Origin of the sequence: Natronococcus sp. A-GB7 (genome assembly GCF_029688865.1) — an archaeon.
Lineage (GTDB): Archaea > Halobacteriota > Halobacteria > Halobacteriales > Natrialbaceae > Natronococcus.
Genome location: NZ_JARUKV010000013.1, coordinates 93544 through 114960, shown reverse-complemented (window position 1 = coordinate 114960; position 21417 = coordinate 93544). Strand labels below are relative to the sequence as shown.

Here is a 21417-nt window from a genome sequence, read left to right as displayed (position 1 = left end):
GTCGCTTCAGGCCGATTCTATCGCGATCTCGAGTGAAGTCTCGTTTTCCACGTTGTCGGTGACCGGACAGCGCTCCTCGACAGCCTCGAGCCATGACTCGAGAGCGTCGTCGTCGGCATCCGACTCCACCTGAATCGTCACCTCGATATCCTGAAGTCCGGAACGAGCGTCGGAGGGCTCGCCACGATAGCTGGCGTAGTCGACGTCGCCCTCGACCCGTAGTTCCAGCTCCTCGATGGACAGATCCATGTCGCGGGCGACCATCGTCGCCGTCGAGTTGAGACAGCCCAGGACTGCACCCAGGAAGTACTCGACGGGGTTGACGTCCTTGCCGACGACGAACTCGGCGTCGCCAGTGTCGATTCGCGTCCGTCTCGGACTGAGCCGCTCGCCCGTCAGTTCGTACGTCGTCGGTTCGTTCGATCGTGTCATGAGTACGGCTCCTGCTACTAGGTCGTCCGTCTCACCGAATAAGTCTTGGTCGGATTCTACAATTCCAAGAATCGGCCTCTCGGGACGTCATCGCGTCGTTCGACGAGGACGGTGATGCCCAAACGAGGACACTCGTGCGCTGTCAACGGTCGCTTTTCGACCACGCTATCGGAAAATGAACACTTCAATCTCGCTCGTTGCCTCGACCGGGTCTCGAAGGTAACGCGACCACGCCTTCGACGACGATCGGTCCAGGTACTGCGTTTCGGCCGGAGCTCGACGGGCCACGAAACGGTTCCTCGACTTTGTACAATATTCGCACAACCCTTATACCGGCGCGGCTCCTACCTCGATTCAGTAATGGCAAACTCGATGGCGGAACAACTCCAGCAGGACATGCAGTGTGAGGGGCTGCTCGAGTGTATCCACGGTCTCAAACAGCTCGACAAGGACTGCTTCCGGGCGCTCGTCGAGAGCGAGGAGCCGTTGACGATCGACGAGGTCGCCGAACGGGTCGACCGCGAGCGCTCGACGGCGTATCGAGCGATCCAGCGGCTGCTCCAGAGCGGGTTCATCCAGAAAGAACAGATCAACTACGACCAGGGCGGCTACTACCACGTCTACTACCCGACCGACCCGACCCAGATCGCAAACGACATGCAGCGGATGTTGAACGACTGGTACGCGAAGATGGGACAGCTCATCCAGGAGTTCGAGGACAAGTACGAGGGTGTCGAGGACGGGACGCCGGCGGTCGAGGACACTCGAGCCTGATTACCGACCCGTATCGTACTTGTACGTCGCCGTTTCCGGGTCGATACCGAAGTCCTCGGCGCTCTCGTCGTCGTCCTCCTCGGGCTGTTCGGTCGCCCCCTTGAACGCCTCCCGGAGTCGCTCCGGCATCCGGAACCGATCGGTCTCGATCTGAAGGGGCACCGCGTCGGAATCGATCCGCTCGCGTTTTTCACCGTGGCGCTTCTCGAGCGGTGCGGGCAACTGCTCGGCGTCGATCCGGCGGAAGCCGAACCGGGCGAGATAGGCGCTCTCGCCGGTGAGCGCGTAGACGGTGTCGAACCCCTCGTCGCCGGCGTACTCGAGCAGCCGTTCGACGACGTGGGCGCCGACACCCTGGTCGCGCCACCCCTCAAGGACGCCGATGCTGGTCAGCTCGCAGACCTCGTTCGGTCCCTCCTCCTCGGGGTCGGTCCTGTGGATCCGAATCCGCCCGAACCCCGCCTTCTGGCCGGAGACCTCGTCGACGGCAACCACGTAGTCGCGGGAGCGAAACGCCGTGTCGTCGAGTCCCATCGACTCGATGTGGTCGAGCAGCCAGACCTCCTCCCTGTTTTTGGCGTCTCGGACGTACATGATCGGACCTAGGCCATCTGCTACCAAAAGGGTTTGCGAGTCCACGCGGGCGACCGCGACGACGCGCCGGAGCGGGCTCGAGTCGCCGACTCGCGGCACAATAGGTGGCTGAGCTACTACACCTATTGAAGCTATGTGAGCTATTGTACCGAAGTCGGCAGGATTATGTTCCTCTCATCAGCTGTGTCCAGTATCCGCTGAGAGTGACGTTCACGGACGAATAGGGAGCTATCATTCAGTGGATGAGACACACTATGACAGACGAGCCACGCGCGGTAAGCGTAGTCATCTTGAAAGGCGGTGTCGGAAAGTCGACGACCTCGATCAACCTCGCACGGCAGCTCTCGGAGCGCGGATCGACGCTGTTCGTGGATCTGGACCCGAACGGCCACGCGACGAACGGCCTCGGGTTCGAGGAGGCCTACCACAGCGAGACGGATCTCGGAAACGTCGTCCTCGAGGGCGACGCCACGCCCCACGACATCATTCGGCAGACGGAGTACGGGTTCGACCTGCTTCCCTCCTCGGACTCCCTCGAGGACGTCGAGACCGAACTGGCGGGCGCGATGCAGGGGTCGGCCCGCGTCAAGTCAAAGATCGTCGATCCCCTGCTGGGCGACGTCTACGACTACGTCGTCTTCGACTGCCCGGCCTATCCCGGGATGCTCAACAACAACGCCCTGGTCGCGACGGGCAACGTGATGATCCCGATCGAGCCCGGCTCGAGCGCGATCGGCGGCTACAAGCGGACGATGGAGCGGCTGATCGAGCCCGCCCGCGAGTACATCGACGTCGAGGTCCTCGCGATCGTTCCGAACAAGCTCGAGGACCGCATCGATCAGCAGACCGAGGCCCGGGAGCTACTCGAGAGCCTGAACACGGCCGAACACGAGGTCAACCCCGGTCAGCCGCTGCCGGAGGTCGTCCCCGGGTTCGCCCGGATCACCGCCGCCGAGTTCGAGCGCATCGACGCCGGCGAGCTCGAGCCCCCGAAACCGGGCATCCGCCACCGGGCGGCGCTGTCCCGATCGCTGAGCCACGAACAGCCCCTCCAGGACTACGCCCCCGACTCCGACCAGATCGCCTCCTACGAGGAGCTCGCCGAGATCGTCGCGAGCGGAGGTGTCGATCGATGAGCAACCCGTTTGACGATCTCGAGGCCGAGACCGCCGAGTCGCCGAACGTCGAGGACGAGGGAACGACCGAGGCCGCGTCCGTCGACGAGTCGCTCGAGCCCTCGACGGAAGAATCCGCGAGTGCGGTCGAGTCGACGCCCGCTTCGCCCGCCGAGAGCGGTCCCGCCTTCGAGTACGACGCGGTCCGCCAGCGGCCGCTGTACGCCCGCGGCGAGACCTGGGACGCCTTCGAGAAGAAGCTGCGGACGACCATCACGCCGACGCTGGCCCGCGAGGACGTCGTCGACGAGGAGACCCGCGAGATCCACGATGCGGTGCTCCGACTGGCGACCGAGGAGCCCGAACGGATCGCCGAGCTGGTGCTCGAGGCTCGTCGCGAGGAGTAACTCCGTCGCGGTCCGTCCTGATAGCTGCGGAGCTCGTCGGTATTTTTGGTACAGTAGTAGCTGGAACCGTGGGTTCCGAGAGGTGGAAGCGGCCACCTCCTCCCTCTTCGACGTTTCTGCCTTGCAACGTCCACGCTCAGCGATTTTTTCGACTCTCCTGTAGACCCTCTATGAGCCGTTTCGACAGTATCCGAACGATCGCCTCGCGAGCAAGCGACGAACACATTACGTTCTACGCTTCCAGCATTGCGTACTATGCGTTCTTTTCGGTCATCCCGTTGTTACTGCTAACGCTGGCGATCGGATCGTTCGTCGGCCAGGAAGCGTTCGCCGAGCGAATCATCGCTGCGGTCGAAGAGCATCTCTCGGCGTCCGGCCGCGAGATCGTGAGTCAGACGCTCGAGAACCAATCAGGACAGGTCGGCGCGTCGATCGTCGGCGTTCTCGGCTTAGCGTGGTCGGCGGTCAAAGTCGTTCGAGCGATCGATATGGCGTTCGACGAGGTCTACGCAGCGGACGTGGAAACGCCGTTCACACGCCAAATTCTCGACGGGATCGTGGTGTTAGGGTTGGTCGGCGTCGGCGTCAGTCTCATGGTCGGCATTGGAACGTTCATCAGTCGTCCGACCATCGTCGACCTTCCGTACGTCGATATCGTCGGCTGGACCGTTTTGGTGGTTGGACTCACGATCGTGTTTCTCCCGATGTATTACGTCATGCCACCGCAACAGATGAGTCTCGCCGCAGCGCTGCCGGGAACGCTCGTCGTTTCCGTCGGGTGGCTGTTCCTCCAGGCCGGCTTCCAGCTGTACAGCAGCTATGCTGCCGGGTTCGAGGCGTACGGAGTCATCGGCGGTGTCCTGCTGTTTCTCACGTGGTTGTACTTCGCCAGTACCCTCCTTCTCCTCGGTGCGGTCGTCAACGCGGTCCTCGAACAGGACCTCGAGCGAACATCTCCAGTCTGAGGCCGGGAGACGCCGGCGTGACGTACGAAACTCCGGCCACTGCAGGTCGTTCGATCGATGGTCAAGACCTGCACCGCTGTTCCAAGGAGGTGTTCGAAAATCTCCTATCGGCCGAAGCGCCGAGCTATTCGCCCTCGTGCTCGTACTCGAGTGTCGGCCTCGAGCGAGCAGCCCGCTCCTCGTCGCCCTCGTCGGTGTAAACCCCGTGTTCTCGCGGGTAGTCCGCGTGGAGATCCTCGCTGTAGACGTGGACCTTCTCGGTGTCGGGCCCTTCGTCCATCGACTGGCTGGTTGGGGGCGTCGTCTCGCCTGGCTCGGGTCGGCCCTCGGGTTTCGGGATCTCGATGCGCTCGCGGAGGTCGGCCTCGACGTCCATCGCCAGCGTCGTCCCGAGTCGTAGGCTCTCGAGCAACCGTCTCGAGGTGTCCTCGGTAAGGTACTCGCAGGCCGCCCGCTCCTCGCCGACCTCGAACAGTTCACGAGCGTTGGCCTCGACGGCGTCACGCTCCTCGAGCAGCTCTCGTTCGAACCCCTCGATGGTGCCCACCACGTCGGCGTAGAACGCCTCCGGATCGGCCGAGGTGAAGTACAGCAGGCGCTTGAACTCCCGGGTCGCGTACCGAGTGGCCTCCTGGAGCTTCCACTCGTCGTCGAGGAAGTTCGCCGCCGAGTTCGTGGTGAGATACCGGTGCTGGCGGAACTCCGGGGGGACCTCTTCGACGCCGACGGGAACCGGGACGTACGGCGTCGTCACGGCGCTCGTGACGGCGGTCCACAGCGTCTGGAGCTCTTCTCGAGCGTCGGGCCGCAGGTGAGCGACCTGGCCGTAGCCCGCGTGGTCGGTCGCCCAGCGCGGGTCCCGCACCAGCGCGAGCATGTCCTCGAGGCTGACCGGTGCCAGCTCCCGCAGCTCCTCCTCCCGTGCGGGCGGGTAGCGCGCGTCCTGGTAGAACTCGGGAGCCGTGTACTCGTCGGCCTCCGCGGGGAACTCCCCCAGGCCGTAGACCTCGAACAGGTCGAGGGTGTCGCCCTCGCCGTCCCACCACCCCTGTTCTTCCGCGAAGTCGACCAACCGATCCGAGCCGATGAAGCCCGGATCGTCCTCGTGATCGACGGGGAACTCGCGGATGTAACCGAAGTAGGACACCCGTACCTCGTCGGCGCCGAGCCGCTCGGCTGCCCAGAGGTCGCCGTCGGGGTGGGCGAAGTTGATGAACACCCATCCCTCGTCCTCGTCGGCGAACAGGTGGGAGTTCCCGCCGTAGGTCGAGTAGCCGTGCTCGTCCATCAGCCCGCCGACGACTTCGACGGCCTCGCGGGCGCTCGAGGCCCGTTCCATCGCCGCCTTCGCGAGGTCGGAGTACTGCGGCCCCGTCTGGGGCGCCTCCTCCTCGGCCAGTTCGACCAGTTCCGCCCGCGAGGGCGACCAGATGTCCCGGGCGGCGACGCCGTGCTCGTTGAGCCCACCGTTGGTCAGCGGCGGCGGGAACCCCGCCCACTCCGAGTACATCGAGGCGACGTACTTGTTCGTCGTCTCGGCCTGCGGGATCTCGGTCAGCTCGCCGGGGATATCGGCGTCCTCGGTGACGCCGACGGTCACGGTCGCGTCCTCGCCGTGGTCCTGGCGGGGGACGACCTCGAGCCAGTGGCTCGAGGGCTCGTGGCCGAACCCGCCCAGTAGGGTCGATCCGTCCTCGGTGAGCTCGCTGCCGACGTAGAACCCGATGCTCTTCCCGTCGAGGCTGCGGGGATCGCTCGGGTTCTCGAGGCCGGCGTCCGTGTCGAATCCGCGGTCGCCCCGCCCGGCGCCGGCGAACAGCGCCGCGCTCACGCCCAGTGCTCCGAAGCCACGTCTCGAAAGTCGTCTCTTAGCCACGTACTGTCACTCCGTCGAGTACGTTCGACGAATCCCGTGATAATAGTTAGCAATGATTATGAAAGGTGAACGTAACGGTCCAAACCGGTGTGGGAGCCCCGGCATAGCCGGCGACCAGGCGCGGATCCGTCGCGATCGTTCCGGCTTCCGACTCGAGTCGCGGAATCGACTGGGGACAAAACCATAAAATACCACACACTAATAAACCGGAGATCAGACCCTCCACTGATCGCCCCTTGAGGCAAATATTTCGGTTTCCGAGGAATCATTACGATCGTTCATCTCAATTTAACGATAACCCTTATGCGCGACGACCCGCTCGCCTGAGACAGGATGGCACGAGAGAGCTGGGCGAGCCGCGCCGGATTCATCCTGGCCGCGGTCGGGAGCGCGATCGGACTGGGGAACATCTGGCGGTTTCCGTGGATGACCGCCGAGAACGGCGGGAGCGCGTTTCTACTGCTGTACCTGCTCATCGTTCTCTTCGTCGGCGTTCCCGGGCTGCTGGCCGCGTTCGTGATCGGTCGACGCTCGAATCGGAACCCGGTCGGGGCGTTCAGATCGCTCGCGGGATCGCGGGCCTGGACGGGGCTGGGCGTGCTCTGTGTCGTCACCGCGATCATGCTGATGTCGTTCTACAGCGTCGTCGGGGGGTGGATCCTCCGGTACTTCCTCGAGAGCGCGACGGGCGCGTACTTCGCCGACCCTGGTGCCCACTTCGAGACGATCAGCTACGGCGCCGAGGCGTTCGCCTACCAGCTCGCCGTCCTCGCAGCCACCGCCGTGATCGTCACCGCGGGGATCAGACGCGGTATCGAGGCGACGACGAAGCTGATGATGCCCGGCGTCGTCGTCCTGCTGATCGCCCTGGCCGTCTGGGCGGCCCGCCAGCCCGGCGCCGCGGCGGGGTACGAGTTCTACCTCGGCTTCGACGGCGCCTATCTCGCGGAGAACTTCACGTCGGTGCTCGGCTCGGCCGCCGGCCAGGCGCTGTTTACCCTCTCGATCGGCGGCGGAACGATGATCACCTACGCCTCCTACGTCGACGACGACCGATCGCTGCCGCTGGACGCCTCGGTCATCGCCGTCCTCAACCTCGGTATCGGCGTGCTGGCCGGGCTCGTGCTCTTTCCGCTGCTGTTTTCCTTTGCCGCCGGGCCGACCGAGGGCGGTCCCGGCGCCCTGTTCGTCGGCATGGCCGGTGCGTTCGCGAGCCTTCCCGGCGGGCGGATTCTCGGCCTGATCTTCTTCCTCGTCGTATTGCTCGCGGCCCTGACCAGCCTGATCAGCATGCTCGAGATCCCGGTTTCGTTCCTGGTCGACGAGTTCGACCTCGAGCGGAAGACCGCGACGCGCAGCCTGTTCGGGCTGGTCGTCCTCACGGGCGGGCTGAACGCGTTCAGTCCCGCGGTGTTTACGCTGTTCGCCGACCACCTCGTCGACCTGCTGCTCGTCCTCGGACTCACCGGGTTCATGCTCTACACCGCCTGGGTGCTCGGGCCGGACGCCGTCGACGAGTACCTCGACGGGGCGGGTCCGGTCTCGCGCCCGCTCGTCGTCCCCTGGCGGTACGCGATCGGGACCGTCTTCCCGGCGTTCCTGCTCTTTACGTTCTACGCCGACGCCGCGGCGCTGGTCGGACTCGCCCTCGAGACCGAACACCTGCTGCTCGCGACGCTGGTGACGCTCGGACCGTTCGTCCTCTACCTCCGTCAGTCGGATCGCGACGAGCCGAGCGGAACGACCGAACCCGCGGACTGACGCGCTACTCGGCCGTCTCCGGGATCGGAGCCCTGTGCTCCGATTCGACGACGTAGCGGTCAGGGAGATCCGGTTCGGGCTCCCGACCGACGGTGAAAAAGCGCTCGGTGCGGGTCAGCTCCTCGGAGGCGGGGCTCGGTTTCGCCATTCGCTCGTACTCGACGACGACGCCCTCGGGCTCCTCGGCGATGCGAACCGCCGGCAGCTGGTAGGAGGGGTAAAACACCGGCGGGAGGAGCCCGATGATTCCGTCCCGACGGTGGAGCCGCTTGAGCCAGGTTCCGGTGTTGACCAGCAGTCCGCCGTCGACCTCGCGGACCCCCGGACGGTGGGTGTGTCCGTAGCAGAAGATCGTCGTCTTCGGCTGTTCGGAGAAGACCTCGCGGGCCGCCGCCTCGTAGGGCTGTTGGGGATCGACGGTGAGATCGGTCTCGAAGACGCCGAACCGGTCGATAGTTTTCCTGAGATCCCGGCGGATAAAGTACAGCGGGATCCCGACGAGCGTCAGCAGCCCGCCGACGGTGACGTTCAGCGCGAGGAAGAACCAGGCCGCCGTCCCGGCCGCGCCGAACTGGCTGAGGAAGGCTTCGGTCCGGTCGACGGGCATCGACCAGATCCCCGCGAGATCCAGCCCCGCGAGCACCGCCAGCAGGACGCTGATGTTGAACAGCAACAGGAACGGGAACATCGAGTACCGCAACAGCGGGTTCATCTCCCGGTAGAAGTACTTCGAGAGGAGCCAGACGGGCATCCGTTCGGTCGGCGTCACCGCCTGGACGTCCTTCATCCAGTTGTACCGTCCCCGATCGGAGAGCTGCCCCGCTCGGCTCGTGACGAGGGTGTTGTAGTAGTAGCCAAGCGGCGTCGCGTGAGGGTTCCCCCAGTCCTCGATCCGGTTGTTAGCGTCGTGCTGGTGGCCGTGCTCGAAGTGGATCGCCTGATCGCCGATCTCCCGGGAGAGCCACCGCTCCTGGACCAGTTCGACGTTGTACTCGGCGAAGCGCTCGACGTACTCGTCGTAGGCCGCCAGCTCGTGGTCGTGGTTGCCCGGCAACAGCGTGATCGGCACGTTCTCGCCGGTCGCCCGGAACTGTTCGAACAGCGTCGGATAGGTGCGCTCGAGCACCTCGAACTTCTCGATCCCCTCGACGGTCGTAAACTCCCAGAGCCCGAACGCGTCGCCGTTGATGAGCAGCTCGGCGTTCTCGTCGGTCTCCTCGAGCCGCTCGAGGAAGGCCAACAGCTCGTCGAGAAACTCGACGTCCTCGAGTTGCTCGTCGCCGCCGATGTGGAGGTCGCTGATCACGTAGTAGACCCGATCATCGGTCTCGGTGGCCATCATTTCCACACCTCGTCGCCGTCGCAAAAGCTTTGTCGTCCGTCGCTCCCCGCGATACCCGTCGGCTCCTCTCGATTGGCGTGGACGAGCGGACCGTGGCCGGTAGAACGCTCGTTTCGCTCACGTTCCGGATACCGGCGTCCCGCACGTACCTCGATGTGTGGCTCGCTCGAGCCTGCGTCCGACGAGGATTCGATCGGGGCCTCGAGTCCGATAGCGCCCGAAATCGCAAGCCCAACGCCTACCCGGAGCAGCGGAGTAAGAGGGGTATGGTCAGAATCTCGACGATCGTCATCGTACTCGCGATCGTGCTCGGCATCGGCCTCCTGCCGATCCCCGTCATCCCCGGCGTGGGGATCCTCGTCGGTCTCACGGGGATCGTGCTGGGAATCATCCTCCGGTTGCTCGGGTACTAGCTCGGCGGCGCAACGTCCCGGACCGGATTCCCGATTTTCGCACTGCCTCGTTCGAAGCAGCCGTCGGCTCGAGCGTTCGGCTCGTCCGCGACCGCTCTTCGAGGACTGCCCGCTCGAGCGCCTCGCGATCCGTCCCTACCGATACTCAGTGCTCGACGAACTCGAGCAGGATCCCGCCCGTGTCCTTCGGGTGCAGGAACGCGACCGTATGGCCCCATGCGCCGGGGCGGGGCTGCTCGTCGACGAGGGCAACGTCGTGCTCGCGGGCACGCTCGAGGGCAGCCTCGATGTCGTCGGTCGCGAGCGCGAGGTGGTGGATCCCCGGCCCGTTCGCCTCGAGGTAGTCGGCGATCGTCCCGTCCTCGACGGGCTCGAGCAGCTCGAGGTAGCCGTTTCCGCAGTCGAGGAAGACGACCTCCATCCCGTCGAACGTCTCCTCGTGGACGGTCTCGAGGCCGAACAGCTCGCCGTACAGCGCCGCCAGCGCCGCGGCGTCGTCGGTCGCGATCCCCGCGTGGTCGATGTGCATCGGAAGACGGATTCGAGCCCGCGGGGCCTGAGTGTTGTCCTTCCGGCGACGATTTCGTACGGTCTACTGTACGCCGTTTCCGGCGCAACCGCGACCCGAGCGGCGGTTGCGCCGGTAAACCGCTCCAGCGATCCGCATCAGTCGTCGACGGCCGGAAGCGTAACCGAGAACGTCGACCCCTCGCCGAGCTCGGAGTCGACGCGGATCTCCCCGCCGTGGCGCTCGACGATCCGTTCGCAGAGCGCGAGCCCGATCCCGGTGCCGTCGTGGGCGCCGCGGCCGTGCAGGCGCTGGAACATCTCGAAGATCTGGTCGCGCTCGTCGGCCGGTATCCCGATCCCCTCGTCGCGTACCGAGATCTCCCACACCGAGTCGCGTCGCTCGGCCGAGACGTGGATCCGGGGTGGGCCGTCGCTGTACTCGATCGCGTTGTCCAGCAGGTTCTGGAACACCTGTCGGAGCTGACTCTCGTCGCCCTCGACCGTCGGCAGAGGGTCTACGGTGATGTCGGCGTCCGTCGCTGAGATTCGCATCTTGAGATCCGAGCGGGCATCCTCGAAGACGGCGTCGAGATCCACCGGTTCGAGCGGTTCGCCTCGCGTCTTGACCCGGGCGTAGGCGAGCAGCCCGTCGATCATGTTGCGCATCCGTTCGGCTCCCTCGAGGGCAAAGGCGAGGAACTCTCGGCCGTCATCGTCGAGCTCGTCGGCGTACCGTCGCTCGACGAGCTGGAGGTAGCTCGAGACCATCCGCAGCGGCTCCTGGAGGTCGTGAGAGGCCGCGTAGGCGAACTGCTCCAGGCGTCTGGTCTCCGCCCGAAGCTCGTCGATGTACTCCTGGCGCTCGAAGTGAAACGTCATCAGCGTCGCGAGCGTGTCGATCAGCTCCCGCTCCTCGTCGACGAACGGGTCGGGCTCGCGTTCGGGCGGCGGTTCCACGAAGCCGACGTCGATCCGGATCGGCGTCCCGCTGGCCGTGCTGGTACGGGCAGTGATCTGGCGCTCGAAGGTGTCGCAGGCGTCGGTGGCCGCCTCGTGATCGCCGACGGAGACGTGGGCCGCGGTTCGGTCCGGGTACCGGAACGACTGGGGGAGCTCCGAGACGAACTCCTCGAGCAGCTCCTCGACCGGTCGGTCGCCGGTCTCGAGCAGGTTCGTCGCGAGCCGGACCCCTGCGATCTCCTTCTCGCGTTCCTCGAGTTCCCGTTTGCGTCGCTCGACCAGCTCCTTCAGGTCGGTGATGTCGGTTGCAGTGACGACGACCTGCTCGGGAGTCTCCCCCTCGGTGCCGATCGGTGTGGCGTTTATCGACAGCCACGTCCGCGTTCCGTCGGGCCGATCCAGACGGATATCTCGGTCGTAGACGGGCTCGCCCGTCTCGAAGACCCGACCTGCCGGTCGATCCTCGACCGGGAGCAGCCGCCCCTCGGCGTCGTACATGTCCAGACGGCCTGCGGCGTACCCCGAGGACTCGTCCGGCGGGACGCCGAGCAGGGTCGCCATCCGTTCGTTCGCCCGGTTGGTCGACCCGTCGGCGTTGACGACCGCGATGCCGACGGGGCTCGTCTCGAGGATCCGTTCGACCAGGTCGCGCTCCCGTTGCAGCTGTTGTTCGCGCTCCCGGCGTTCGGTCATGTCGCGGGTGACCTTCGCGTACCCCTGGAGTTCGCCGTCCTCCCTGATCGCCGTAAGCGTCACGTTCGCCCAGAACCGCGAGCCGTCCGCGCGGACGCGCCAGCCCTCGTTCTCGACGGTCCCTTCCGCGTCGGCCCGTTCCAAGTTCCGCGCGGGAACGTCGGCCGCTCGATCGGACTCGGTGTAGAACGTCGAGAAGTGCTCGTCACGGATCTCCGACGGATCGTACCCCTTGATCCGTTTCGCCCCCTCGTTCCAGCTCTGCACCCGTCCGTCGGGATCGAGCATGAAGATGGCGTACTCGTCGACCGCGTCGACCAGCGACTCGAAGCGCCGCTCGCTCTCGCGGCGCGCCAGCTGTGACTCCTTTCGGTCGGTGATGTCGTAGTACAGCTCGACGCGGCCGCCGGCGTACCGCCCGGACTCGATCGGCTTGCTTCGGTGCTCGAGCCAGCGTTCCTCCCGGTCGGGACCGTCCGCGATCCGACACTCGAACTGCTCGACGGACGTGTTGTCGTCGTAGGTCGCCAGCACGGTCTCCGCGAACACCTCCGGATCGGCGAGGCGGTCGCGGATCGTCTCCTCGATGACGGTCCGTTTGTCCCGGCCGATGATCTCGTCGCGATCCACGCCGAAGTACGTCTCCACGGTCTCGTCGGCCCAGACGACGTCGAACGACTCGTCGAGGACGAACACCCCGACGTCGGCCTCGTCGATGACCGAGGTAATCGACTCGTTCGTCTCCCAGATCAACTCCGATCGGTCGCGTTCGGGATCCTCGCCGACGTCCCGAACGACGGCGACGACGCCGTCGAACTCGCCGTCGGCCTCGAGGACGCTAAACCGCGCCTCGCTGGGGAGGCTGTCACCGTCGGCGGTCTCGATCGCGAGATCGAACGTCGCCTCGGCGTCCTCGCCGATCTCGAGCCGTTCGCGGAGCTCCCGCTCGAGGCGGGCGGCGTCCTCGTCGTCGAGGAGGACCGAGACGTGCTCGCCGAGCAGCTCCTCGCGATCGTACCCCGTCCGCTCGAGGGCCGCGTCGTTGACCGCGACGAACCGGTTGTCGGCGTCGAGCTGGTAGATACCGTCATCGACCGCATTCATTACCGTTCGATACTGCTCCGGCGAGACTCCTCCGACTGCGCGCTCTCGATCCGCCTCGTCAGGTGCCCCCACACCGTCGCACATATGCGTTCAGTGACGAGTGAGGCGGATAAGTTCTTGCACGAACCTCAGTCGAAGCCGAGCTTGGACGCGATTCTCGCGGTGAGACGCGGATCCGTCAGCTCGAACACCGTCCGCATCTCCTCGCTCGAGAGTTCGAAGTCGAAGATGGCGGCGTTCGCCTCGAGGTGGTCGCGACTCGAGGCCTTCGGGATCGCCGCCACGGCGGGCTGCTGGACGAGCCACCGAAGCGCGACCTGGGAGGCCGACTTGTCGTACCGCTCGCCGATCTTCGCCAGGCGGTCGTCGCCGACGACGGCCCCCTCCGCCAGCGGGCTGTAGGCGGTCAGGCAGACGTCGTTGTCGACGCAGTACGAGAGCAGTTCGTCCTGGCGGTAGTAGGGGTGGTACTTCACCTGGTTGGCGACGATCGGCGTCGTCGACAGCTCCCGAGCGCGCTCGAGCTGTGCGACCGAGAAGTTGCTGACGCCGATATGGTCGACCTGCCCCTCCTCTTGCAGTTCGTTCATCGCGCCGAGCGTCTCCTCGAGGGGCGTGTGGTCGCGGGGCGCGTGGATCAGGAGGAGATCGATCGTCTCGACACCCAGTCGCTCGAGACTCCGACGGGTCGACTCGAGGACGGCATCGCGAGCGAGGTTGTCCGTATCGACCTTGGTCACGACGAAGACGTCCTCGCGGGCCACGTCGCTCGCCGCGAGCGCGTCGCCGACCGCGTCCTCGTTGTCGTACATCTGGGCGGTGTCGAGGTGGCGGTAGCCGGCCTCGAGAGCGGCCGCGACCGCCCGTCGACACTCGTCACCGGTCATCCGTGCCGTCCCGAATCCGAGCGCCGGAATCGCCGCGTTCCCGGCGTCGATAGTGTGGCTGTCGGTCACGCCGGTTCGTTCGATGTCAGCGGGCTTCAGTCCTCCCCACAGACGAGCGGGATCCGTTTCAGGATCGTCGTCTCGTCGGCCGTGTCGACCTCGATACGAGGATTTCGTTTTCCAGCCTAGTAACCTAGTTTCGAGCCTAGTCGTCACCCTTTAGGAATATATAGTTGGCTAGCTTCAATCCTCGAAAAGGTTTTATGGACGGTCGTAAAGGAACGTGTTATGGTTGGAACCGAGGTACCGTGCGTCCCCAAGGTCTGTGCGTACATCACCCGTAACGATCGCGAACTGCTCACGTTCGAGGCGAACGGTCACGACGGCCTCCAGGTCCCCAAGGGGACGATCGAACCCGGCGAATCACCCCTCGAGGCGCTTCGCCGAGAGATCGCGGAGGAGAGCGGGCTTACCGAGTTGGAGTCGATCAGACGGCTGGCCAAGGACGTCTGGATACGTCGGCTCTCGCCGCCGAAGCTCTATCGCCGCCACTTCTTTCACGTCTCCGTCGAGGAGGACCGCGACCGCTGGACCCACGTCGTCACCGGCGACGGCGAGGAGCGAGGGATGGAGTTCGAGTACGCCTGGCGGGAGCTCCCGCCGGCCCGCGAGTTCGCCCTCTCGCTCGACGACTACCTCGGGCGCCTCGAGCCGACCGCACCCGTCGGTCGCCCGTCGACCGATCCCGCCTCGTTCGCGTACGGTGACGTCGGTCGATCGGATTGACTCGCGCCCGGTCGCGTCGCGCTCGTTCCGTTGCCCCGAACCTGCTCGCCTTCGATGACCTCTTTATCGAATACAGTCCCAATGGGAAGACCGTCGTTTCTACCTACATACAGCGTCTAACGGAACTGTTATGTAAACCCTCGCTCGAAGGTATGCGGCTCCCAGCGGACCGATTTCGCGTCCGTGGCATTTCGACAGCGGTGCGTTCGGCGTCCGGTCCCGACTAGTGCGCTATTTACGGCTCGCGTCGTCTCGCCGCTCGAGGCGCGAGGGCGTTCGGTGGTCCCGAAGGGATCTCGAGGGGATCGTCTGACGACTCCGTCGACCGACGGGGCGCCTCACGCTAAACAGCGCTGCCGGGCTGGTACTCGCCGAACTCCTCGCGCAGGACGTTACAGATCTCGCCGACCGTCGCGTACGCCTTCACCGCGTCGACGATGTGGGGCATGACGTTCTGTCCGCCGCGTGCGGCGTCCCGCAGCGACTCGAGGGCCGCGTCGACGGCCTCGTCGTCTCGGTCCTCGCGGACCGACTCGAGCCGATCGACCTGTCGTCGTTCGTCCTCCTCGGTGACCTCCTCGACGTCCATCTCGGGGTCCTCGTCGACCTCGAACTCGTTGACGCCGACGATGACGCGCTCTTTCTCCTCGATCTCCTTCTGGCGGTCGAAGGCCGTATCCTGGATCTGGCGCTGGACCCACTGCTGATCGACGGCCTCGAGCATCCCGCCGCGCTCGTCGACCTCCTCGAGGATCTCGTAGGCGTCGTCCTCGACCTCGTCGGTCAGCGACTCGACGTAGTAACTCCCCGCCAGGGGGTCGATCGTGTCGGCGGCACCGGACTCGTGGGCGAGGATCTGCTGGGTCCGCAGGGCGGTTCGGACCGACTCCTCGGTCGGGAGGGCGAGCGCCTCGTCTTTCCCGTTAGTATGCAGCGACTGGGTGCCGCCGAGCACCGCCGCGAGCGCCTGGTAGGCGACCCGGACGACGTTGTTCTCGATCTGCTGGGCGGTCAGCATCGAGCCCGCGGTCTGGGTGTGGAACTTCAGCTGCTTCGATTTCGGGTCGTCGGCGTCGAAGCGCTCCTCCATGATGTCGTGCCACATCCGTCGCGCGGCGCGGAACTTCGCGACCTCCTCGAAGATGTTGTTGTGCCCGTTGAAAAAGAAGGAGAGCCGGGGTGCGAAGTCGTCGACGTCGAGCCCTGCCTCGAGCGCGGCCTCGACGTACTGGATGCCGTTGCCGAGGGTGAAGGCGAGCTCCTGGGCCGCGGTGGAGCCGGCCTCGCGGATGTGATAGCCCGAGATCGAGATCGTGTTGAACTTCGGGGTCTCCTCGGCGCAGAACTCGAAGATGTCCGTGATGATCCGCATCGACGGCTCGGGCGGGTAGATGTAGGTGTTGCGCGCGATGTACTCCTTCAGGAGGTCGTTTTGAATCGTCCCCCGAAGCTCCGCACGGTCGGCGCCCTGCTGGTCGCCCACCGCGATGTACATCGCCAACAGGACGGAGGCGGGCGCGTTGATCGTCATCGAGGTCGAGACCTCGTCCAGGGGGATGCCGTCGAAGACGGTCTCCATGTCGGCAAGCGAGTCGATCGCGACGCCCGCTTTCCCGACCTCGCCGGCGGCCATCGCGTCGTCGGAGTCGTACCCCATCTGGGTCGGCAGGTCGAACGCCATCGAGAGCCCGGTCTGACCCTGATCGAGCAGGTAGTGGTAGCGCTCGTTGGTGTCCTCGGGCGTCGAGAAGCCGGCGTACTGGCGCATCGTCCACAGCCGGCCTCTGTATCCGGTGGAGTACACCCCGCGCGTGTACGGCGGCTCGCCGGGGTTTCCGAGATCCTCCTGGTAGTCGAAATCGTCGACGTCCGCGGGGGTGTAGAGGCGGTCGACCTCCTGGCCGCCCGTGTCGGTCGTAAACCGATCCTTGCGCTCGCCGAAGCGCTCGAGCACCGGCTCGACCTCCTCCTCGTGCCACTGCTCGTGGCTCTCGCGGATCTCCTCGAGTTCATCGGGATCGAACATTATCGTTACCGTCGGTCGGCGTCGGCTTCAACCTTTTCGAGTCGCGATCCCGTGGGGCCGAAAAGAAACGGTGTGAGATCCGGATCAGTCGCGAATCTACAGTATGTCGACGTTTTCGAGGTCCGGGTCACTGCTCCCGGTGAGTGCCGACCGATACGACGCATCGATAGCGCCGTTCTTGAGGGTTACGTCGGAGCGACGTATTTGAACGCTACCGCCGCCGGAAGTAGTGATGTCCTCGACATCGAAGTCCTCGATGAGGACTCCTCTCGGGTCCGTGCTACTCGTCTCTGTACAGCGGATTGCGGGGGCTTCGACGTTGGCACCACAGAACAGATCGAGACCCTTGATATGGCCACCATCGGCATCACTGTTGACCCTGACGATGTCGTTCTGGGCGTCACTGCCGTCGATCTCGATGCGTTCGGCGATCGGCTGACCGCCGTTGAGCCAGAGCGCCGCACCTGGATACAGCTGCTCTGACCCTTTGTCGAGGAAGACCTTACAATCACGAGCCGTATCCCCAACACCGAGTCGAATGTTCCCGCTACCACAGTTCGCTGCGACGCATCGGTTGAGAACGTTCTCGCCGGGGCTGTTTCGCACGTAGAACCCGTTTCCGACGGTCTTTTCGACGAAACACTGCTGCCAGATATTTATTCCGTCGTGAGGTGGGTCAGCACTGATGCCGATCGAGTGGTTGCCGACTGGCTGCAGATCAGGGTTCGCGATGTCGCCGTCCGGAATAGTTACGTTGCGGATCAACGAGAGCGCATCTTCATCCAGCGTGTTAATGAGACAGCTGTATCGGACGCCCCCCTCGGGCCCGTACGGCATGCGCTGTCCGATGAGTTCGACGTTGTCGATCAGACACCGCCCGACGTGGGCGGTGATCAGCGAGGCGTCCCGCTCGTCTCGATCGTCGATGTCGACGTCGACGTTCCGAACGACGACGTGCTGTGGTGGGTTGCTGTCGTCCCACGTTCCGAACCCGAACGCGAAATCGACGTCTTCGTCGCGGATCTCGAGGGTCGCCCGCAGGTCGCCTCGAATTTCGATATACTCGACGGGATCAGTGACGTAGAACTCCGTGTTCCAGCGGTAGGTTCCCGTCGGAATGACGATCTCGTGGTTGACGACGCTCTGAGAGTCGAGATACGCCAGTATTTCCGCCGACAGATCGCCGTCTTCGTCGATAGACGGTTCGTCGACTACGTTGACGGTCGTTACGTCGTCAGGACGCCGTTTAACGTCGGCCAACAGTCCGTGAGTCGCACCGGACGGCGCCGGAGCCGACTCCGGCTCCGGCTCGTGTTCCTCCGGCTCGGTCGGCTCGATACGCTCGAGACAGTACCGATAGCTGTCGGACTCGTAGTCGCCACCGTAGATCCCGTGTGTCGCCTCGAGGAAGTCGCTCTCGACCGGGTACTCGATCGCGGTTCGACCCCGAACGTAGCTCTCACCGTCGGCGTCGAGGAGAACTCTGTAGGCTTCGTCGGCCTCGAGTTCGCCGTTGAGCACGAACGCGTCGCCGGCCTCGAGGGTCCCGATCGAGCGCTCGTCGAGGACGTCGCCGCCGTCGTCGGTCAGGACCGCCGTCGTGACGCCGTCGGTCTCCGCCGAGAGCCGACACTCGAGCGCGTCGACGCTCTCGGTCGCGACCAGGCGAACGCCGGAGCGGTCGTCCAGCGAGCTCCAGGACTGACCCTCCTCGTCGTCGCCGAGCTCGAGCGCGGGGACCTCCGGTTCGGTCGGTTCGCTCTCGGCCTCGTCGGACGACGAACCGCCCTCGACGACGATCCGATCGACGCAGTACCGGTAGTTCTCCGACTGGAGGTAGCCGCCGTAGATCCCGTCGGTCACCTCGAGGAGGTCGCCGTCGATCGGATAGTCGGCCCCGGCTCGTCCACGGACGTAGGTGTCACCCTCCGCGTCACAGACGATCCAGCGGACGTCGTCAGCCTCGAGGTCGACGTCGAACGCGAACGTGTCGCCTGCCTCGAGGTCGGCGATCGACTGCTCGTCGAGGACGTCGTCCTCGGCGGGAGTGGCCGTCGTCACGTCGTCGGTTGTGAGATACGCCGTCGTGACGCCGTCGGTCTCCGCCGAGAGCCGACACTCGAGTGTGTCGACGCTTTCGGTCGCCCGGATGCGAACGCCCGAGGGACTGTCCAGGGAGTCCCTGGACTGTCCCTCCTCGTCGTCGCCGAGATCGATCGTCTCGACCTCGGGTTCGGGTTCGGATTCGGACTCCTCCTCGTTCTCGACCGGAACCTCGTACTCCCGCTCGGCGGCGATCCGATCGACGCAGTAGCGGTAGCTCTCGGACTCGTACTCGCCGCCGTAGATCCCGTGAGTGACCGAAAGCAGGTCGTCCTCGAGGGGGTAGTCGGCTTCGGCCCGGCCGCGAACGTAGCTCTCACCGTCGGCGTCGAGCAGGATGCGGTAGGCCTCGTCGGCCTCGAGGGCGGCGTCGAAGGCGAACGTTTCGCCGGCCTCGAGGTCGTCGACCGACTTCTCCTCGAGCACCGATCCCGAGTCGTCGGTCAGGGCTGCCGTCGTGACGCCGTCGGTCTCCGCCGAGAGCCGGCCCGTTACCCTCGAGAGCTCCGCTTCGGTCCGGAACCGAACGCCGGAGCGGCGGTCCAGCGTACTCCAGGACTGGGCCTCCTCGTCGCTCCCGAGGTCGAGTTCGGTCTCCTCGGTCTCCGTCTCGTAGCCGCCCGAACCGGCGCTCTCGACGGAGAGCCGATCGAGACAGTAGCGGTAGTCGTCGGTCTCGAGGTAGCCGCCGTAGATCCCATGAGAGATCTCCAGCAGATCGTCCTCGAGGGGGTAGTCGGCTCCGGCTCGTCCACGGGTGTAGCTCTCGCCATCCGCGTCGCAGCCGATCCAGTACGTTTCGCCAGCTTCGAGGGCGGTGTCGAAGGCGAACGTCTCTCCGGCCTCGAGACCGTCGATCGATTGCTCCTCGAGGGCGTCGCCGTCATCGTCGGTGAGGTACGCCGTCGTGACGCCGTCGGTCTCGGGCGAGAGTCGACCCGTGATCCTCGAGAGGTCCTCTTCGGCCCGGAACCGAACGCCGGACAGCTGATCCAGCGATCCCCAGGACTGGCCCTCCTCGTCGTCGCCGAGATCGATCGTACTCTCCGTCGACCCGGATTCCTCGGGCTCGGACTCCTCGGGTTCGCTCGGTTCGGAGTCGGCGATCGAAACGGTGATTCGATCGACGCAGTAGCGGTAGCTATCTGACTCGTAGTCGCCGCTGTAGATCCCGTGGACCGCCTCGAGGACGGCGCTCTCGAGAGGGTAGTCGGCCGCGGTTCGGCCACGAACGTAGCTCTCGCCGTCGGCGTCGAGGAGGATCCCGTAGGTTTCGCCGGCCTCGAGCTCGGCCGCGAAGGCGAACGTGTCGCCGGCCTCGAGATCGTCGATCGACTGCTCGTCGAGGACGTCGCCGCCGTCGTCGGTCAGGACCGCCGTCGTGACACCGTCGGTCTCCGCTGAGAGCCGACACGTGACGTCGTCGACGGCCTCGTCGACCCGGAACCGGACGCCGGAGGGCTCGTCGAGCGAACTCCAGGCCTGGCCCTCCTCGTCGCTTCCGAGGTCGAGCGTGTCCGTCTCCGGGTCGTCGGTTTCCGATTCGTTCTCGCTCTCGTAGCCGGTATCCGAGACCGCTCCGGCGTCGCCGGGTACGATTCGGTCGAAACAGTACCGGTAGCTATCGGACCGCTGGCCGTTGCCGTAGATCCCGTCGGTGACCGAAAGCGACTCCGACTCGAGGGGGTAGTCGACCGCAGCCCGTCCGCGAACGTAGCTCCGCCCTCGCGCGTCACAGACGACTCGGTAGGTTTCGTCGGCCTCGAGTTCCGCCTCGAACGCGAACGAGTCCCCGGCGTCGAACGCGCCGATCATCTGTCGCTCCAGTACGTCGCCCGAGTCCGTAGTGAGATACGCCGTAATGAGGTTTTCCGAACGTTCCGAGAGGCGACATTCGAGTCCGTCGACGGCCTCCGTGGTCCGGATTCGAATCCCCGAACGGCCGGTCAGCGAACGCCAGGATTGGCCCTCGTCGTCACTTGCAAGATCGATCGCTCCCTCCCGTTCCCGCTCGCGGATCGGTCCGATCCGGTCGATGCAGTATCGGTAACTGTCCGACTCGAGACCGCTTCCGGTGTAGATCCCGTGACTAACGGTAAACGAGTCGTTCTCGAGGGGGTACTCGACCTCGGCTCGTCCCCGAACGTAGTTGCGTCCCTGGGCGTCGCATAGGATCTGATAGGATTCGTTCGCTTCGAGTGCCGTTTCGAACGTGAAGGATCCTCCCGGATCGACGGCCGCAACTGTCTGCCGTTCGAGAACTGTTCCGGAACTGGTCGCCAGATACGCCGTAATGAGGCCCTCGCTCTTCGTAGAAATACGGCATTCGAGGCCGTCGAGTGGTTCTGCTGTTACGAATGCAAAACCGGATCGGTTGCTCTGGTGGTGTTGTGCTTCGTCGTCGCTGCCGAGATCGAGCGTCTCCGAGTCGCTGTCGATCTCTACCCCATCGGCGTCAGTGGTTCGATTGTGAATTTGTGGTGTCATCGTTTCGCGTTTTCGCTTCCGTTGACCGCGTGTGGCAATTTCGTACTGCTGTCCTTCCTTGATCTTAGTCGGCTCCGATTAGTTTCAGATTTTGTTAGTCGTTTTAGATATAATATAACTGCAGCAATATAAACATTCAGGACAAGAACACAGTCTATATCTACGGACTATCCTTAGCGTGG

The 21417-nt window shown here is 64.9% G+C and carries 16 protein-coding genes; 7 read left to right on the top strand and 9 right to left on the bottom strand.

All coding sequences use genetic code 11. The features are described from left to right. Positions 1-6: 6 nt before the first annotated feature. Positions 7-432 (bottom strand): OsmC family protein, encoded by a 426-nt coding sequence (locus QA609_RS13360; protein WP_278303111.1) that lies wholly within the window; start codon positions 430-432, stop codon positions 7-9. A gap of 360 nt (positions 433-792) precedes the next feature. Here QA609_RS13360 and QA609_RS13355 point away from each other — a divergent pair, with 360 nt between their 5' ends. After that, positions 793-1206 (top strand): helix-turn-helix domain-containing protein, encoded by a 414-nt coding sequence (locus QA609_RS13355; RefSeq protein WP_278303110.1) that lies wholly within the window; start codon positions 793-795, stop codon positions 1204-1206. Here the strand turns inward: QA609_RS13355 and QA609_RS13350 are convergent, their stop codons facing one another. Then, complete coding sequence (locus tag QA609_RS13350; RefSeq protein WP_278303109.1) at positions 1207-1800, bottom strand: GNAT family N-acetyltransferase; 594 nt, start codon at positions 1798-1800, stop codon at positions 1207-1209. A gap of 254 nt (positions 1801-2054) precedes the next feature. On the opposite strand from QA609_RS13350, the gene QA609_RS13345 reads away from it, so the two are divergent. From QA609_RS13345 to QA609_RS13335, 3 genes are all read left to right on the top strand, one after another. Beyond that, positions 2055-2936 carry a ParA family protein gene (locus QA609_RS13345; protein ID WP_278303108.1) on the top strand — a complete coding sequence of 294 codons (882 nt, stop codon included), beginning with the start codon at positions 2055-2057 and terminating at the stop codon, positions 2934-2936. Continuing rightward, positions 2933-3322 (top strand): hypothetical protein, encoded by a 390-nt coding sequence (locus tag QA609_RS13340; RefSeq protein ID WP_278303107.1) that lies wholly within the window; start codon positions 2933-2935, stop codon positions 3320-3322. The genes QA609_RS13345 and QA609_RS13340 overlap by 4 nt, the downstream gene beginning before the upstream one ends. Before the next feature lie 170 nt (positions 3323-3492). Next, positions 3493-4287 (top strand): YihY/virulence factor BrkB family protein, encoded by a 795-nt coding sequence (locus QA609_RS13335; RefSeq protein ID WP_278303106.1) that lies wholly within the window; start codon positions 3493-3495, stop codon positions 4285-4287. 124 nt (positions 4288-4411) lie between these two features. Here the strand turns inward: QA609_RS13335 and QA609_RS13330 are convergent, their stop codons facing one another. After that, the gene (locus QA609_RS13330) at positions 4412-6118 is read right to left on the bottom strand and encodes a C69 family dipeptidase (protein ID WP_278303104.1); all 1707 of its coding nucleotides are present in this window, start codon (positions 6116-6118) and stop codon (positions 4412-4414) included. Positions 6119-6496: 378 nt separating this feature from the next. Here QA609_RS13330 and QA609_RS13325 point away from each other — a divergent pair, with 378 nt between their 5' ends. Next, complete coding sequence (locus QA609_RS13325; protein ID WP_278303103.1) at positions 6497-7924, top strand: sodium-dependent transporter; 1428 nt, start codon at positions 6497-6499, stop codon at positions 7922-7924. Between the two features lie 4 nt (positions 7925-7928). Here the strand turns inward: QA609_RS13325 and QA609_RS13320 are convergent, their stop codons facing one another. Next, the gene (locus QA609_RS13320) at positions 7929-9263 is read right to left on the bottom strand and encodes a metallophosphoesterase (protein ID WP_278303102.1); all 1335 of its coding nucleotides are present in this window, start codon (positions 9261-9263) and stop codon (positions 7929-7931) included. Positions 9264-9532: 269 nt separating this feature from the next. Between QA609_RS13320 and QA609_RS13315 the strand changes: the two genes are divergently transcribed. Continuing rightward, positions 9533-9679 carry a hypothetical protein gene (locus QA609_RS13315; protein ID WP_278293320.1) on the top strand — a complete coding sequence of 49 codons (147 nt, stop codon included), beginning with the start codon at positions 9533-9535 and terminating at the stop codon, positions 9677-9679. Between the two features lie 145 nt (positions 9680-9824). Here the strand turns inward: QA609_RS13315 and mce are convergent, their stop codons facing one another. The 3 genes from mce to QA609_RS13300 all read right to left on the bottom strand — a co-directional run bounded on the left by mce (position 9825) and on the right by QA609_RS13300 (position 13902). Then, positions 9825-10208: a methylmalonyl-CoA epimerase gene (mce, locus tag QA609_RS13310; protein ID WP_278303101.1), complete on the bottom strand. Its 384-nt coding sequence runs from the start codon at positions 10206-10208 to the stop codon at positions 9825-9827. 137 nt (positions 10209-10345) lie between these two features. Continuing rightward, positions 10346-13030 (bottom strand): PAS domain S-box protein, encoded by a 2685-nt coding sequence (locus QA609_RS13305; protein ID WP_278303100.1) that lies wholly within the window; start codon positions 13028-13030, stop codon positions 10346-10348. Positions 13031-13074: 44 nt separating this feature from the next. Then, complete coding sequence (locus QA609_RS13300) at positions 13075-13902, bottom strand: aldo/keto reductase (RefSeq protein WP_278303099.1); 828 nt, start codon at positions 13900-13902, stop codon at positions 13075-13077. Between the two features lie 219 nt (positions 13903-14121). Here QA609_RS13300 and QA609_RS13295 point away from each other — a divergent pair, with 219 nt between their 5' ends. Then, positions 14122-14619: an NUDIX domain-containing protein gene (locus QA609_RS13295; protein ID WP_278303098.1), complete on the top strand. Its 498-nt coding sequence runs from the start codon at positions 14122-14124 to the stop codon at positions 14617-14619. 343 nt (positions 14620-14962) lie between these two features. Here the strand turns inward: QA609_RS13295 and QA609_RS13290 are convergent, their stop codons facing one another. Both QA609_RS13290 and QA609_RS13285 read right to left on the bottom strand, forming a co-directional pair. Next, the gene (locus tag QA609_RS13290; protein WP_278303097.1) at positions 14963-16645 is read right to left on the bottom strand and encodes a methylmalonyl-CoA mutase family protein; all 1683 of its coding nucleotides are present in this window, start codon (positions 16643-16645) and stop codon (positions 14963-14965) included. Positions 16646-16741: 96 nt separating this feature from the next. Then, the gene (locus QA609_RS13285; protein WP_278303096.1) at positions 16742-21235 is read right to left on the bottom strand and encodes a hypothetical protein; all 4494 of its coding nucleotides are present in this window, start codon (positions 21233-21235) and stop codon (positions 16742-16744) included. Between the last annotated feature and the right edge of the window lie 182 nt (positions 21236-21417).

Coding starts and splice junctions, on each gene's coding strand:
- QA609_RS13360 (WP_278303111.1), bottom strand. CDS start 432: ATGACACGATCGAACGAACCGACGACGTACGAACTGACGGGCGAGCGG.
- QA609_RS13355 (WP_278303110.1), top strand. CDS start 793: ATGGCAAACTCGATGGCGGAACAACTCCAGCAGGACATGCAGTGTGAG.
- QA609_RS13350 (WP_278303109.1), bottom strand. CDS start 1,800: ATGTACGTCCGAGACGCCAAAAACAGGGAGGAGGTCTGGCTGCTCGAC.
- QA609_RS13345 (WP_278303108.1), top strand. CDS start 2,055: ATGACAGACGAGCCACGCGCGGTAAGCGTAGTCATCTTGAAAGGCGGT.
- QA609_RS13340 (WP_278303107.1), top strand. CDS start 2,933: ATGAGCAACCCGTTTGACGATCTCGAGGCCGAGACCGCCGAGTCGCCG.
- QA609_RS13335 (WP_278303106.1), top strand. CDS start 3,493: ATGAGCCGTTTCGACAGTATCCGAACGATCGCCTCGCGAGCAAGCGAC.
- QA609_RS13325 (WP_278303103.1), top strand. CDS start 6,497: ATGGCACGAGAGAGCTGGGCGAGCCGCGCCGGATTCATCCTGGCCGCG.
- QA609_RS13320 (WP_278303102.1), bottom strand. CDS start 9,263: ATGGCCACCGAGACCGATGATCGGGTCTACTACGTGATCAGCGACCTC.
- QA609_RS13315 (WP_278293320.1), top strand. CDS start 9,533: ATGGTCAGAATCTCGACGATCGTCATCGTACTCGCGATCGTGCTCGGC.
- mce (WP_278303101.1), bottom strand. CDS start 10,208: ATGCACATCGACCACGCGGGGATCGCGACCGACGACGCCGCGGCGCTG.
- QA609_RS13305 (WP_278303100.1), bottom strand. CDS start 13,030: ATGTGCGACGGTGTGGGGGCACCTGACGAGGCGGATCGAGAGCGCGCA.
- QA609_RS13295 (WP_278303098.1), top strand. CDS start 14,122: ATGGTTGGAACCGAGGTACCGTGCGTCCCCAAGGTCTGTGCGTACATC.
- QA609_RS13290 (WP_278303097.1), bottom strand. CDS start 16,645: ATGTTCGATCCCGATGAACTCGAGGAGATCCGCGAGAGCCACGAGCAG.
- QA609_RS13285 (WP_278303096.1), bottom strand. CDS start 21,235: ATGACACCACAAATTCACAATCGAACCACTGACGCCGATGGGGTAGAG.